18 protein-coding genes are annotated in these 15460 nt (G+C 29.9%); 17 read left to right on the top strand and 1 reads right to left on the bottom strand.

The features are described 5' to 3' along the window. The first annotated feature begins 182 nt into the window (after window positions 1–182). The 7 genes from PI23P_RS08030 (at window position 183) to PI23P_RS08000 (ending at window position 6187) form a co-directional block, all read left to right on the top strand. Window positions 183–824, top strand: coding sequence for a peroxiredoxin family protein (locus PI23P_RS08030; protein ID WP_004570293.1), 642 nt, complete (start codon window positions 183–185; stop codon window positions 822–824). 251 nt (window positions 825–1075) lie between these two features. Beyond that, a complete protein-coding gene (locus PI23P_RS08025) occupies window positions 1076–1549 on the top strand; it encodes a carboxypeptidase-like regulatory domain-containing protein (RefSeq protein ID WP_004570292.1) in 474 nt (157 codons plus the stop codon). Between the two features lie 124 nt (window positions 1550–1673). Continuing rightward, the gene (locus tag PI23P_RS08020; RefSeq protein ID WP_004570291.1) at window positions 1674–1868 is read left to right on the top strand and encodes a hypothetical protein; all 195 of its coding nucleotides are present in this window, start codon (window positions 1674–1676) and stop codon (window positions 1866–1868) included. 212 nt (window positions 1869–2080) lie between these two features. Next, complete coding sequence (locus PI23P_RS08015; RefSeq protein WP_004570290.1) at window positions 2081–2980, top strand: MBL fold metallo-hydrolase; 900 nt, start codon at window positions 2081–2083, stop codon at window positions 2978–2980. Window positions 2981–3203: 223 nt separating this feature from the next. Continuing rightward, complete coding sequence (locus PI23P_RS08010; protein WP_004570289.1) at window positions 3204–3629, top strand: hypothetical protein; 426 nt, start codon at window positions 3204–3206, stop codon at window positions 3627–3629. A gap of 177 nt (window positions 3630–3806) precedes the next feature. Further along, a complete protein-coding gene (locus tag PI23P_RS08005; RefSeq protein WP_004570288.1) occupies window positions 3807–5471 on the top strand; it encodes a MutS-related protein in 1665 nt (554 codons plus the stop codon). A gap of 143 nt (window positions 5472–5614) precedes the next feature. Next, window positions 5615–6187 carry a hypothetical protein gene (locus tag PI23P_RS08000; protein ID WP_004570287.1) on the top strand — a complete coding sequence of 191 codons (573 nt, stop codon included), beginning with the start codon at window positions 5615–5617 and terminating at the stop codon, window positions 6185–6187. 125 nt (window positions 6188–6312) lie between these two features. Here PI23P_RS08000 and PI23P_RS07995 read toward each other — a convergent pair whose 3' ends face one another. After that, window positions 6313–7248 (bottom strand): IS110 family RNA-guided transposase, encoded by a 936-nt coding sequence (locus tag PI23P_RS07995; protein ID WP_437438061.1) that lies wholly within the window; start codon window positions 7246–7248, stop codon window positions 6313–6315. Between the two features lie 348 nt (window positions 7249–7596). Between PI23P_RS07995 and PI23P_RS07990 the strand changes: the two genes are divergently transcribed. From PI23P_RS07990 to PI23P_RS12385, 10 genes are all read left to right on the top strand, one after another. Further along, the gene (locus PI23P_RS07990; protein ID WP_004570285.1) at window positions 7597–8328 is read left to right on the top strand and encodes an aspartate/glutamate racemase family protein; all 732 of its coding nucleotides are present in this window, start codon (window positions 7597–7599) and stop codon (window positions 8326–8328) included. Window positions 8329–8494: 166 nt separating this feature from the next. After that, window positions 8495–8917: a PH domain-containing protein gene (locus PI23P_RS07985; protein ID WP_004570284.1), complete on the top strand. Its 423-nt coding sequence runs from the start codon at window positions 8495–8497 to the stop codon at window positions 8915–8917. 770 nt (window positions 8918–9687) lie between these two features. After that, window positions 9688–10818, top strand: a complete 1131-nt coding sequence (locus PI23P_RS07975; RefSeq protein WP_004570282.1) for an aspartyl protease family protein — start codon at window positions 9688–9690, stop codon at window positions 10816–10818. Window positions 10819–10969: 151 nt separating this feature from the next. Beyond that, window positions 10970–11554, top strand: coding sequence for a CPBP family intramembrane glutamic endopeptidase (locus tag PI23P_RS07970; protein WP_018941823.1), 585 nt, complete (start codon window positions 10970–10972; stop codon window positions 11552–11554). Window positions 11555–11838: 284 nt separating this feature from the next. Then, on the top strand, window positions 11839–12066 hold the full coding sequence (locus PI23P_RS07960) for a hypothetical protein (protein WP_004570279.1): 228 nt from the start codon (window positions 11839–11841) through the stop codon (window positions 12064–12066). A 47-nt stretch (window positions 12067–12113) separates the two neighbouring features. Next, window positions 12114–12467, top strand: a complete 354-nt coding sequence (locus PI23P_RS07955) for a hypothetical protein (RefSeq protein WP_004570278.1) — start codon at window positions 12114–12116, stop codon at window positions 12465–12467. Window positions 12468–12575: 108 nt separating this feature from the next. Next, on the top strand, window positions 12576–12845 hold the full coding sequence (locus PI23P_RS07950) for a hypothetical protein (protein WP_004570277.1): 270 nt from the start codon (window positions 12576–12578) through the stop codon (window positions 12843–12845). A gap of 917 nt (window positions 12846–13762) precedes the next feature. Next, a complete protein-coding gene (locus tag PI23P_RS07940; RefSeq protein WP_018941822.1) occupies window positions 13763–14686 on the top strand; it encodes an alpha/beta hydrolase in 924 nt (307 codons plus the stop codon). A 332-nt stretch (window positions 14687–15018) separates the two neighbouring features. Then, window positions 15019–15162 carry a helix-turn-helix domain-containing protein gene (locus PI23P_RS12390; RefSeq protein WP_081439189.1) on the top strand — a complete coding sequence of 48 codons (144 nt, stop codon included), beginning with the start codon at window positions 15019–15021 and terminating at the stop codon, window positions 15160–15162. After that, window positions 15156–15371 (top strand): magnetosome magnetite crystal formation protein family, encoded by a 216-nt coding sequence (locus PI23P_RS12385; protein ID WP_238300002.1) that lies wholly within the window; start codon window positions 15156–15158, stop codon window positions 15369–15371. Before PI23P_RS12390 ends, PI23P_RS12385 begins: the two co-directional genes overlap by 7 nt. Window positions 15372–15460 lie beyond the last annotated feature (89 nt).

Raw genomic sequence — 15460 nt, 5'->3', positions numbered from 1 at the left:
TGGTTAAAAATTCACAAAATTACTCTCGTATTTGACTAGAATCAAAAGAAATAAAATTTAAAGCAAAAGATGGAGAATTTAAGGACGCCATAATTGAAGGGGCTAATTCACAAAAAGAAAGTGAAAAACTTTGGGAACTAATTTAAGAGTATAGAAAACGAAGAGATAGTCTTGCAGAAATAGTGACTAACGATAAACTTAACGGCAGTTTAAAGTTAAGCGCAAATTTAGAGCTAAAAAAAGTCCAGCAGAATAAACTAAAAATTGAAACAGAGTTTATTAAAAATAATCCAAAATCATATGTGAGCGCTAAAACTCTTGACTTTTGTTATACATCCTTGCCCAACAAAACAGTTTCCGAATTGTATAACAATTTTAGCAATGATTTAAAAAAATCGTCATTTAGTAAATCTAAAAATCGTTATTTAGAACTAAATAAAAATTCGCAAATTGGGAAAAGTTATGTTGATTTTTCAATGCCAAACGAAAACGGAGAAATGATTAAACTATCAGACTTCGAAGGGAAACTCATCTTATTAGATTTTTGGGCATCTTGGTGTGGTCCTTGCATTAAAGAATATCCAGCATTAAGAAAGGCTTACTCTATGTTTAATGAAGATGAATTTGAAATTGTTAGTATTTCAGAAGACCAAACTAAAAAGATGTGGTTAAAATCAATAGAAAAAAATGAATTGAACTGGGTCAATCTCTGGCAAAATAATGGTAGAAAGGCTGATCACTATCTAATTTATGGAATTAATGGAATACCAGATAATTTCCTAATTGATAAACGGAATCATTATCGCCCGAGATTTAAGAGGTGAAAAAATGATTGAAATTATTGAATCAAATATAAAAAAAGCCACCAGGTAAGAATGGCTATAAGTAATTGCTTGTTCTCGCCTACTTCTAAAAATCCTCGCGGACTTTCTTGGTTCATGTTTTATTAACTAAATTAAACTTTTTAAAACACGCCGATAATTATACACAACATCGTTAGCGGTAATTAAAAACCGGGCATTAAAAACTTCAACAAAAATAAAATTTATTTGTATACGTAACAGCCTAGAAAAAAATGAATCTAAATCCTAAATCACTATTTTTTGTTTGTTTATTTTTAAGTTTAACTTCTTGTTCTCAATTAAAAGGAAAATGTATAGATGAATTCGGAAAAGTAATTCCACACGTAAATATATCAGTAAAAGGAAAATCTATTGGAACTGTTAGCAATCTGAAAGGCCATTTTTCCTTTAAGAATTTAAAAATAAGAGAAAATGATTCTTTAATCTTTTCATCTTTGAATTTTGAAAAAAAGACAATAATAATTCCTTTAAAAATAAACGAAATTCAACTACAATCTAAAGTTGAGAGTTTGAGAGAAATAGTTATCTCTAATAAAAAAAAATCTAAAGAAAAAGTTGCTGGAACTAAAACAAAAAGTGGAAATGTAGTCCTGTTCTTTACTTCAAAAAATTTAGGATCGGAAATTAGTAAAATAATTGAAATCAAAAAAAATAAGGTTTATGAATTAAAAGAATATTCAATTTAACATTACAGACTTTGGATATAATTCTGCAACTTTTAGAATCAATTTTCACAATATTACAAATGGTAATATAGATTTAGTAAAAACAAACAGAACTGATAATATTATTGAAATAACAAAAAAAGGAATGGCTAAGTTTGATTTATCAAATCAGCATTTAATTTTTGAAAATGACTTTTTAGCTTCAATAGAATGGGTTGATTTTAGAAATCATGAAACCATAAAAAAAGAAGATAAAGTTATTGATTTTTCTTCAACTGTTTTCAGCGGTCCTTATATTTCGAGAGATAATGTTAATCTTAAATGGAATGATAAAAATTAAAATATAATATCGGACTTGGAATACATTTGAAAGTCGAAAAATATTCTAAATAAAAACTACTGCCAACACCGTATATAATTTATTGCTTGTTTCTAGCCTACTTACGAAAGTCCTCCCGGACTTTCTTGGTTCGTGTTTTATTTACTAAATTAGTTGCGTAAAACACGCAGCTAATCTTATACAAACACGTTAAAGCCAATATAAACCAACATATGAAAATAAAAGTTACAATAATACTAACAACACTCATTGTCATTTGGTCATGCAAACCTTCGATTGAAGAAACCGTTGATTTAAATGTTCAAAATTGGATTCACGGTTCTGAAAACTGTGAAGAAAATATTGAGCCACCAATTCAAGTCGTTAAGTACAATAGTAATACTTGGGTTTTACGTCAAAACAAATGCACAAATTACGAAGCACCTTTTATGTTTCTGTTTATTGGTGAGGATAAAGCTTTATTAATGGATACTGGAGCTACGGAAGAAGATGACATCTTCCCTCTTTATAAAATAGTAAATAAAATAATAAACGATTGGTCAGAAAAAAATGGAGCGTTAGAATTAATTGTGGCTCACACTCATAAGCATGGTGACCACTATGCGGCAGATGGTCAGTTTAAGGGAAAACCAAATACAACAATTATTGGTTTGGAAATTGAAAACTTAAAGAACTTTTATAATATATCAAATTGGCCTGAAGAAATTGTGAATTTTGATTTAGGCAATCGATTAATAAAAATAATACCAATACCTGGACATCAGGCTTCTTCAATTGCTGTTTATGACTCCTCAACTAAAATTCTATTGAGTGGAGACACCTTTTACCCAGGGAGATTGTATGTGAAAGATTGGAATGCCTTTAAAATGAGTATTGAGCGACTTGTGAAATTCACTGACGATTATGAGGTTTCAACAATACTTGGAAATCATATTGAGATGACTCAGACATCTGGAGTTGATTATCCAATGGGAACTATTTATCAACCGAAGGAACATCGGCTTCCATTGAGTTCACTTGATTTAAAAGAGCTTTCAAACGCTCTAACAAAATTGGGAGACAAACCAACAAAAGAAGTGCATAATAGCTTTATAATATATCCTGTTGATTAAAAAATATTGGCTCTAATAACGTGTCTAATTAATTGCTGGTTTTACCCGATGGACAAAAGTCAAAACGGACTTTCTTGGTACATGTTTTAATTAGTAAATTAGTCTCCTAAAATACACAACTAATCATACACAAACATGTTGGTAGTAATTAAACTCACTAAAAACTGAACAAGATACTACGCAACCTTTTTAGCAAAACAGCATCTATAAATAAATTAGAATTATGGGGAATTTAATTTATAAATTATTTTTAATAGTAATATTATCTTTGACTTTTACTTCCTGCAACAATGATGACGATAAAAATGATCTTGAAAGTTTAAATGGAGACTACAGCGGAACTTTTACGGTTGTATATTTAAACGGAGATACTTTCTCAAACGCCGTAACTTTAAGTTTCAATGAGGGAAAAAATTATAAAAGTAGCGGGAACGGAAATAATAATGATTTTTATCCAGCTGGTGGAAGTGGTCCTTATGAAATGAGAAATTCTAAAATCACTTTTTCTGATAATAATATTTGGTTAGCTCATTTTGACTGGAATTTAATATTAAGTGGCGAATATGGTTACTCAATAAACGGAAATGAATTAAATATTTTTGCCAATAGAACTGAATTCGGATTATACAAATACGAACTTTTAAAATAATAATAATAATAACTACTGCCCACACTGTACAAAATTAATTGCTTTATTTTAACCTACTTTCGAGAGTCCTCGCGGACTTTCTATGCGGTAATTATATATTAACTTTAACGCTATACCTTAGCACTTAATCTTTTACACACACGTTGGCAAACATTAAAAAAACTCGTCTAACAGAATATGAATTGGATTTTAGGAGTTATTATCATTTTAATTTTACGCTTTCTTTTAAGCAACTACCGAAAGAAAAAAAATATAAAAAAAACTAAAAATAATTTACTAAATAATTGGAGTAAACAAAAAAGCCAAGATGAATTTCATTTTGTATCCATAGAAAAATATTTTAATAGTAACAACCAAAAAAAAGATGCCTTTCATTTAATATCGGATAGATGCGCAACTGATTTAGACATAAATGAAACTTTTAAAATAATTGACAGAACTTCCTCAAAAATTGGACAACAGTATCTCTACTACAAAGTAAGGACAATTCAAAACAAAGATAAATTGCAGACTTTTAGTAATCTTACGCTTCTATTCGAGGAAAATGAAGATTTAAGATTAAAAGCCCAATTAAATTTGACTAGTTTGAACTCTAATGATTCTTACTCATTTGAAAGTTTAATTACATCACAACCAATTGCAAAACCAAAAATAATATGGCTAATTTATACGTTATCTATTTTATCAATAACTTTCATTTTTTTGGGTTTTTTATTTCCTATATTTTTCATTTTCCTCATTCCAGTTTTTACAACAAATATGTTGTTTCACTATAAGAACAAATGGGAAGTTTCAAATTATATTAATGGTGTAACTCAGCTTTCTAAAGCACTTATTGTTTCAAAAAACCTTATCAGTTATCCGAAAATTAAAAATCACTTTAACAATGCTTCTTTTATAAAAGAAATTGAAAAAATCAGTTTAAAAACGACCTTTATAAGTTTTGAAAAGAAAGTTGACAATGAATTTGCAATCGCTTTTTGGATAATTTCGGAATTAATAAAAGTTCTTTTCAATTTTGAGTATATTATTTTCTACAGTTTTATTGATTCAATTACAAAAAGGAAAGAAGACCTAAAGAATCTGTTTCATTTTATTGGCGAAATTGATTCTGCCATATCTTCAGCTTCATTAAAAGCGAGTGAATATGAATTGTGTGAACCAACATTTGTAGAAGAAAAAGAATTAGTAGTTAAAGATATTTATCATCCATTGATTAAAAACTGTATTGTGAACGATTTAGATTTATTAAATAAAAGTTTATTATTAACTGGTTCAAATATGTCTGGAAAGACAACATTTATTAGAAGTATATCAATAAATAGTGTTTTAGCACAAACAATTAATATTTGTTTTGCAAAAGAATATGTTGCACCATTTTTCAAATTGTATTCTTCAATAAGAATTACTGATGACATATTAGAAAACACGAGTTACTATCTTGAGGAAGTTTTAACTATTAAAAAATTAATAGATGCTTCTAACAGTCAAAATCCTTGTCTTTTCGTATTAGATGAAATTTTCAAAGGAACAAATACAATAGAAAGAATTTCGGGAGGAAAAGCGATATTATCATATCTTAATAAAGGAAATAATGTTGTTTTAGTTTCGACTCACGACATTGAATTGACCGATATTTTAAGCATAGAGAATTTTGAGTTATTTCATTTTAGTGAAGAAATAGAAAACAACGAGCTTACTTTTGAACACAAACTAAAAGAAGGGAAATTAAAAACTAGAAACGCAATTAAGATATTGGAATTATACAATTATCCGAAAGAAATGATAGAAGATGCAAGAGAAACTGAAAAAATAACGTTTGCCAACACCCTACAAAATTAATTGCTGGTTTTAGGGTACTTACGAAATTCCAAACGGACTTTCTTGATTCGCTTTTTATTTACTAACTTCCCTGCTTAAACAAGCAACAAATCATACACAAAAACGTTAAAAGCAATTAAAGCCAAACCAAAAACATTAAAATTATGAAGAAAATATTTTACTTATCTATTCTAATATTTCTTGGATGTAAAAATCAAACGAACTCTAAAATTGATGTTTACCAAAACGATAATATTGTTATTGCAAATCAGTTTATTGATGCATTCTATTCATTTAATGAAGATTCTTTGAAATTATCTCTATCATATGCTGAGAAATCACATCCTTCTATTTTGTATTATCAGAAGTGGGCAGAATGTGGAAATTATGAAGTTTTAAATCGTGCTGACTGTGAAATAAAAAATGATTCTTTAGTCATATGCCCTGTTACTGTAAAGGATGATCTAATGAGTGCGCTTGAATTAGATCTAAATGTTACGGATACTTTTCATATAATCATAAAAGATAAAAAAATCCGATCTGTTAAAACATCCTCAAATGATCCTGTCGTATACTATAAAGCAAAGGACTGGATAAAACAGAACCGTCCAGAATTAATTGAGAAACCTTGTGAAGATGCTTGGGAAGGAGGACCAACACCTTGTGAATGTATTAAAGCAACTATACAAGGACTCGCTGAATTTAAGGCTAATGAAGAATCTCAAAAAACGCAATAACGGCTTCTAAAAAAGAACTGAGGTAAAAAACAAACCTTTTCTTTATTAAATTTTTACACTATTATTCTATGCTCAAAATGCTACTATTTAGTTTTTTGAGCTTTTGTTTTTAATATAAATGCTACTTATTTTAACAAAACTGAAACGTGTTTTTCATTGTAAGGCAAACCTGATTTTGCAATTGCAAAACTTTGCTTTATTAACTTATTTGAAACTGCTATCAATGCCAATTTCTTACTCTTACCTTTGTTTACAATTCGTTCATTAACGTTTCTGCAACCTTTGTTGTGTTTACAAGCTGTAAAAGAACAGAGAAATAAAAGGTTTCGTAATTTTCTATTACCAACTTTACTTATTCTACTACGCCCTCTTACACTGCTTCCAAATTCTCGTATTGTAGGTGTTATACCAACATAACTACATAGTTGGTTTGAGTTTTCGAACTTCTCAAAACCATCTGTTATTACAATCATAAATAAGACCGTTTTAAGACCTATTCCTGGAATACTAGTCAACAATGCTAATTGTACTTGCTGCGCTTGCTTGACCAATGATAATCGCTTTACCTCGATTCCTGAAATCTCTTTATTTAAATACTTGCTTATACGTATTAATGAACGATGAACATATTTAGAGGGGATACCTAAAACAGCTTCTCCATGAATTTTATTCTTTATAGCTGTTCGTTTTTTTAGACAACCATCCATCAAACGAAAGAGTTGCAAACATTCACTTTGAACATCTGTTAAAGTAGTATACAAAGGAACTTCATTAATTTGACCATATCCACAAATAGCCTTTGCATCACTTTTATCGGTTTTTACTTTCGCTAACTTCAAATGAATGAAACGCTTTACCGATAAAGGATTCACTACTGAAACTAAAACACTTTGTTTAAATAAAAACTGAGCCAACCGATAATGATAATAGCATATTGCCTCCATTATTACTAATGATCCGATAGGAAGACTTTTTAGAAAAAACTTAAAACCAGATGCATTATTTTTACATTGATTATGACCGCTTTTACTTCCATAAACATCGAACACATCGTTGCTAATGTCAACTCAAAAAAATTTCCTTATATTTATTTATAAGAACTGATTTATGAAAGAATAACCTATTAGAATCAAAACAACTTAAAACAAGATCTAGGTCTCACAGAGCTGAACGTGATTTATAAATGAAAAAATAGGGGATTATCAATGTTGTCCGAGTCAATGCTTCACCGTGTATTTTAACCTTAATCTGCTCTTTTATTCTTTATTATTATATATCCAATGTATTCAAAGACAAACTTAAGACGTGTATAATTAATTGCTTGTTAAAGCCTACATGGAAAATTCTGCGGATTTTCTTCTGGTTTGTTACCTTTTTACTAATTTAGTTGTTTAAACACGCAACAAATCATGCGCAACACATCATTGACAAAGAAAAAACAACAGATGAATAAAATCGGAATAATTGGAGGAATTGGCCCGGAATCAACAATAGAATATTACAGATTACTCATCAAGCTATTTCGAGCAAAATTGGATACAAAACAATATCCTGAAATACTACTTCATAGTATAGATATGACGGAAATGCTTGGATATGTTTTCAATAACCAATTAGACAAATTAGTAGAATTTCTAAAAATAAAAATCCAAATATTAGAGAAATCAAATGTCGATTATGTAGTATTAGCCTCAAATACACCTCATTTAGTTTTTGACAAACTAGCAGAATCAGTAAATGTGAAAATGATAAGTATAGTCGAAGAAACCTGTAAGGCGATTTCTAAATCTGGAATTAAGAAAGTCGGTTTACTAGGGACAAAATCAACAATGAGCAAAGGCTTCTATCAAAAAGTTGGAGAAAATAATGGAATTAAAATAGTAATCCCAAATGATGAAAATCAGAATTATATTCACGAAAAATATATGGATGAATTAGTTTTCAATGAAATAATTCCTGAAACAAAAAAGGAACTTATTCGAATAATTAATGAATTAGAAGTTAATGAAAATATCGAGGGAATTGTATTGGGCGGAACGGAATTACCTCTGATATTAAAGCAAGAGGATTTTAATAACTTAAAAGTATTCAATACAACTGAAATTCACGTAAATGCTATTTTAAACAAAATGTTGAACTAAAACCCTACCCATAACGATGGCTATTCTTATTTGCTTAGGTCTTTGCTAATTTGGAAAATATCCAATTTTTCCAAGTTGGTTTTTTAATGAGAAAATTAAGTGCTAAATTATTGCAACTAAGTATAGCCAAACCAGTACCCGTAATTTAAGAAAAACCGAAAATCGCATGAAAATATATAAAGCAAATAGAAAAGGACTAATCAATTATTTATTAATTGGTTTTGTGTTATTACCAGTAATTATGTTTTTTATTGACAAGAATACTTTAACAGAAAAACCTTTCATTCTTTTACCTTTATTGAGTCCATTAGTTTTAATATTTTGGATTTATTTTGACACGTTTTATAAAATTGAAAACAACGAATTGATTTATCGTTCTGGATTTTTAAGAGGAAAAGTGAAAATTCCTATGATAAAAGAAATACGGAAAGGAAAAACGATGTGGAGCGGAATAAAACCTGCATTAGCGAGAAATGGCCTTATCATAAAATTTAATAAATATGACGAAATTTATATTGCACCTGAAAGTAATAACGAATTGATTTCGGACTTGCTAAAAGTAAATCCTGAAATTAAAATAACAAAGTGAAAATTTGACGGAACAAATACCTGTGACGAATGCCGTATATAATTTATTGCTGCTTCTCGCCTACTTATGAAAGTTCTCGCGGACTTTCTTGGTCAGTAATTATTCACTAAATTAATTACATAAAACACGCAAAAAATCATATCCCAAAGGTTGTATGTAAGTTAAGAGTAGAACATAGAAATGCTAAAAACTATTGAATTAAAATATAAACCTGAACTGAAAATAATTCTGAATAAGAACGAATTTGAAATCGTTGCTATTTCTGATCCCAAAAACAGCGGAATCTATTCTTTTCGGAAATTATAAGTCGTGGCATTAAATACGGAAAGAACTAATTGGTGGTTCTCTATATTCACCATAATTCTGGATTTAATTATTTCTGGAAGCCCAAAAATATATAAGAGAAAAGCAAAATTGAATTTAAAAATATTGCTAATTGATATAGATTTAGAAAAAGCAAAAAAGATCACATACCTATTAAATGATCATAAAACCTACACACAACACCGTTTATAAATTATTGCAGGTAGTCGCTTATCCACGTAAATTTTCGCAAACTTTAAATTTGTGTTTTATTTACTAAATTTGTCACTTAACCACAGCAACTAATCCTTTACAACACGTTAACAGTAATTTAAAGAAGCTGTAACAAATGACATGTACAATTGCCTTCTTTAAAAATAAAATTGAAAACAAAAAAATTATTACTCTCGACTTTCGTAATGCTTCTTCTTCTAACAAATTGCAGTGCTCTAAAGACATTTAAATTAATGAAAAGTGGAGAAGTTGAACAAAAAGAGTTTAATGTTAATATTCCTTTTGAATATCGCTTAGGCATGATTATTTTGAAAGTGAATATTTCTGGAAAAGCATATGATTTTCTTCTTGACACAGGGGCTCCAAATGTTATTTCAAAGGAATTAGCTCAAAAAGAGGGACTAAATAACATTTTTGAACAAAAATTTGGTGATAGTCAGGGTCAAACATCAGATTTAGGAATGATTAAACTTGATAAAATAAGTATCGGAGGTATTGATTTTTTAAATACAGGCGCTGCAATTGCTGATTTAAAACAATCCAAAGAAGTCGGCTGTTTAGAAATTGATGGTTTTATCGGTTCAAATTTAATGAAAAATGCTGTTTGGAAATTTGATCTCCAAAATCAAATAATTACGATATCAAATTCTGCTGCATCTTTAAATATTCCTGAGTCTTCTAAAAAAATTCCGTTCTTTACACATATTACAGGAACTCCAATTATTGATATTGCATTAAATGACGTGAAAGAAAAAAATGTGATAGTTGATTTAGGTTCAAATGGCGATATTTCCTTATCGAAAAAAACTTTCAATAAATTAGTAGATACTGACCCTTCCATTTCTCGAACTGTTAGCTTCGGGCCCTCATCTTCGGGATTATATGGTGTTGGAGCCACGGATAGTATTCAACACGCATTAATCTCAAACATTTCATTTGGTGATGTTGCGTTAAAAAACGTTGTTGTTGAGTTCACAAATGAATCATCAAGTACTATCGGAACCAATTACTTTAAAAATTATAATTTAATAATTAATTGGTTCGAAAAAGAAATCATATTAACAAAGAAGAAGGAATATGATAATTCAAGCTTATCATCTTATGGGTTCTCAATTGGTAACAAGGATGATCGTTTGATTGTTGGCGGAATACTTACGAATTCAAGTGCTGCCATTAAAGGGTTAAAAATAAATGACATCATATTAAAAATAGATTCTGAAAACTACGGTGTATTGACTACTGACCACTGGTGTCATATTGTTGAAAATGGACTATTTAATGAGGAGAAATCAACGATTACAGTTATTGTATTAAGACAAAATAAAAAGTTGACGTTTTCTCTCGAAAAGACCAAGTTATTATAAAAAGACTGCTGCGAACACGATGTAAAAAACATTAAAACGTCTTTTTACATTTGACCTTATAAAATATTCCCCACTGGCACAAGAAGTTGCTTATTTATATAAGGGCCCGTGAGAGCAGTGCGGTATATTTACGACTTTAAATAATAATGCTATGAATTATAAGTCAATTTATATTATTTTAATTTTCATGATTTTTTTATGGGGTTCATTTGTTGTCGTTAGTTTTTTTTCTGACCCAATGGGATTTATCTCCTATTTAGGGCTTGCAAATAGTAACAGTGGGACTGCCGTAAGTTGGGTATTGGCTCTACTAGTAGTAATTTTATATTGCTGTAGTGCAGTAAAAATATCAGAAGTAAAGTACTATATGTTCAGAATGGATAGACTAAAAGTAGTCGCAATTTTTGCAGCTGTCTTTGCAGGGATAATGGAAGAGGTAATTTATAGAAAATGGATTATGGATTATCTCAACTCGCACGATTTCTCTATTCTATGGCAGATTATATTATCGGGTTTCGCTTTTGGTATTATTCATTTTATGTGGGGAATAAAAAATATTAAAGCTGGAATAAATGCTTTTATTTCTGCATCATTATTAGGCATTGCCCTAGCCATTGTATACGCAGTCTCAGAGCGTAGTTTAACACCGTGCATCGTTGCTCATTCTATTATAACAGCTCTTATAGAACCTGGTTTATTGATTGCTGCAAAAAAGGATAAATTAGGTTATTGGTAACAAAACCTAAAGATGTGCTCAAACTAAATCAAATTATATACTAAAAATCGGCAAAAACGAAGTCGGGTTTTAAGGGATGAACAGAACAAAAACCCCGGAAACGCAATCTGAACAGAGAAACCATAATTTTGCCAACACTATATATAAATTATTGCTGGTTTTAGCCAATTTACGAAAGTCCAAACGGACTTTTATGGTTTGTGTTTTATTTAGTAAATTAGTAGCTATAGACACGCAACCTAGGTTATATAAACAGGTTAGACCCAAGCACAATAAAAGTACCTATGAAAAAAATTGAACCATACAGAAATATTAATGATGCAATTTCAAACCTGGACAACGGAGGAAGATTTTACAACATTTTAACAAAAGCAGATGATGGAATTATTTCAAAATCTGAATTAGGAAAAGTTGGAGGGATTTTTAATGATAAACAACAAATGATTCTATTTCTGGAGTTATCAATTTCAAAATTGGACAATGGAAAAAAAACGCTATCCTTTCTAAATTAGATGAAAATCTTCAAAAGATTTATTTACAACATAAACCAATCGAACTATTGCCTTCTGAAGCGGGTTCTAAGGGGATAATAGCGGCAAATACGATCATCACTGGAATACCCAAATTAACTACATCTAAAACTGATTTTATAGGCTTTATATTGGTTCCTATAATGATCGGAAATGTTACTACATTTTCATTAATACCATTAATAGAGATATACGATGTGTATGAATTAAGAGATGAGAATTCTAGTCAAAGTTTTTTAATTGCGCATTCTAAAGGAACCAATAAGTTGCCTGAAAAAATAATAATAGTAGCTGGGGTACTGAAAGAACTGAAAGCCAATAAAAATGAAAAAAAAGCTTCTAAAATGTTTCTTGAAGCTGTTTATCATATGGGAATTAATTAAACATTAGAAAAAAGCCAATTGCCAAAAACGCATATAATTTATTGCTGGCTTCTCGCCCATTTACAAAAGTCAAAACGGATTTTCTTAGTTTGTTATTTTATTCACTGAATGCACTACTTAAAACACGCAACCAACTTTATACAAACAATGGTATTCATTGACGGAAAACACGCACACTTTAGAAAAATGATTATTAAAATATTAATTGCAATTATTTCATTCATATTTAGCCTTGGTTTAACATTAATAATGAAACCACATATTTGTGTTTATGTCGAATCTCAAATCATTCTTACTATTCTACAAGTTGTGTTTACAATTGTTGGTTTTGGAGTTATTTACCAATTATTATATAAAAATATTCAGAAGAAAATTTAAAAATAGCAATTCTCACTAATCACCTAAATTTTCAATAAGTAAGGAAATAAAAATTATTTATGTATGGAAAAAAGTTTGCCGAATTAAAAAATAAAAGAGAAATAAATCCACATGCGGAATTGAGCCAGTTTTAGAATTATTTACTAAAGCGGAACTAAAAAATGGAGAAAGAATTCGCGAAATAAATTTACGCTTACGATTAAAATAAAAAAAGGATATGAAAAATTTATTGATCTACTATGTAACAATCATATTGCCACTTGGAATATTAAACTGGCTAAGTAAAACAGACTTGGTGCACTCAACATTGTTTGTTTTACTTTTATTTTTTTATGCTTTAATATTCAGAACTTATGTGGACGGAAAAAGACTTGCCAATAAAAACATAATCCAAAAACAAGATATTTGGAAAATGATAATTCCTGGCAAACGTTTTAAATATTTTAGGGAATTATATTTATAAAATTAATTACAAAAGGAAATAAAAACGGAATTAAAACAACGAAATAGCAACACCGTGTAATTTTAACTACTTGCTTAATAATTACTTATAATAGTCCTCGCGGACTTTCTTGGTCAGTAATTATTTACTAAATTGGTTTCTCAAAACATACGACTACCTCAGACAAACACATTGTCGGTAATTCAACTTTTACAAGAAAACAGGGGCTCATAATGGAATAAACTTTAATTAATATAGTATGAACAAAGTACCTTATTTTATAATTCTTACAGTAGTATTATTTATTGCATATAGTAAAAATGAATCAACTGATCTAGAAACAAACGATGGATCTCCAATGGTTGAGACTGACCCCTCTTACATGGTTGTAAAAGAATAAGATATCACATATGCAGAGGGACTTAGTCATGACGAATCAAGCACTTCCTCCTTTGCAATACCTCTAAAATTAGATGTGTACTCTCCTGATAATAGTGCTACCAATCGACCAATATTTATGTTTATTCACGGTGGTGGATTTACAGGTGGAATAAAACATAAGCCTGAAATTATAGAAATGGCAAATTACTATGCTTCAAGAGGCTGGGTTTTTGTTTATATAGATTATAGAACAACAGAGGAATTGTGTAACGCAAAAGTCTCGACGGCATGCAAGAATAAATTGAAACAAATGTTACAAAATGATGCACAAAATGGCACTAATGAGGTGGTAACATTCTATAAGGGAGTTGCACCAGTAGCGTGGATTGAATATGCAATACTTAAAGCCAAAACTCCAAAAGAGCTGCAGCAGAGTATCGCCATGTATGCCGCAACAAGGGATGCTAAAGCAGCACTTCGCTGGATTGTAACTAACTCGAGCACCTACAACATAAATGCAGATTTTATAACAGTTGGAGGAGGATCGGCGGGAGCTATTACAACGATTGCTTTAGGAATTTCAAATCTAGAAGACTTCAAAGACGAAATTGCTATCACTGACGATCCTACACTTACAGCAACAAACTTAAATCAGACTTATAACTTAAGAAGTATGGTTCATTTCTGGGGATCAAACTATATATTAGATCTGTTTGAAGATGTATATGACTTGGAGCAATATGATAGATATGATGCAAATGACCCTGAATTATTTATGGGACATGGAGAAGCATATGATCCCGTCACGCCTTACGAAGAAGCACTTAAACTGCAAGAGATCTATAACTCTTTAGGGCTTTATAATGAACTAAAAACCCTCTTGGTACCGAGTGAATCCGATCCAACGATTTTGGTCCCTGCGGGCCATGGTGAATGGGATGGCGAAGCAGATGGAAGAGGATTATTTGAAATGACTTTTGATTTTTTAGCTGATAGACAGCAATTAATTTTGAAATAAAAAACTACGGCCAACATCATATAAAAATAAGAATGGTTTAATCGCTAAAAAGAAAGTAAGTATAAAAAAATAGCTGTTTAATGGAAAAGTTAGTGGATATAAATCCGCTACTATTCTTATAATAGACCGTCGGTATTAAGTAAGAACCTCTAAGATTAGCAGATTGACAAAATGTCGTAAAAATGTCGCAGACAAGCCGTTATCAAAAGAATGAATTCATAAGTAGATTTGAAAGAAATACAAACCCAAATTAATGATGAACGAAATCAGAAAAAAAATTAAAGAAAAAAGAAAAAAAGACTTTCACAAGAAGATTTGGTTGATCTGCAAAAATAAACTTAAGAACAATTCGACGGATTGAAAATAACGAAAATGAACCTCGCGGAACAACTTTGAATTTAATTTGTAAGGCTCTTGGTATAAAAACTGAAGATATTTTGATTATGGAAAACAAACTGATAAAAGTTATTTGGTAATATTCCATCTGTCTGTTTTAGCATTTTTAGTAATACCGCTCAGGAATATACGCATGCCTTTAATCTTATGGGTACATAAGAAAGAAAAAGTAATTGGATTAAATACGCTGAGTAAAAATGTTTTAAACTTTCAAATTGTTCGGTCGATCTTAAGTTTTACAATGATGATTATCTTGGTAACGGATCCAAAGTATTTTAGTATAGTGTGATATCTAATTGCATTTTTGACACTGTTAACCTTATTATTGCCAATTATATTCACCATTCGCACAAATAGCGGAAAAATTGAAAAAATGTA

Source organism: Polaribacter irgensii 23-P (assembly GCF_000153225.1).
Classification (GTDB): Bacteria; Bacteroidota; Bacteroidia; order Flavobacteriales; family Flavobacteriaceae; genus Polaribacter; species Polaribacter irgensii.
The sequence above is the reverse complement of the archived record's forward strand: the minus strand, read 5'-3'. Positions and strand labels throughout refer to the sequence as shown.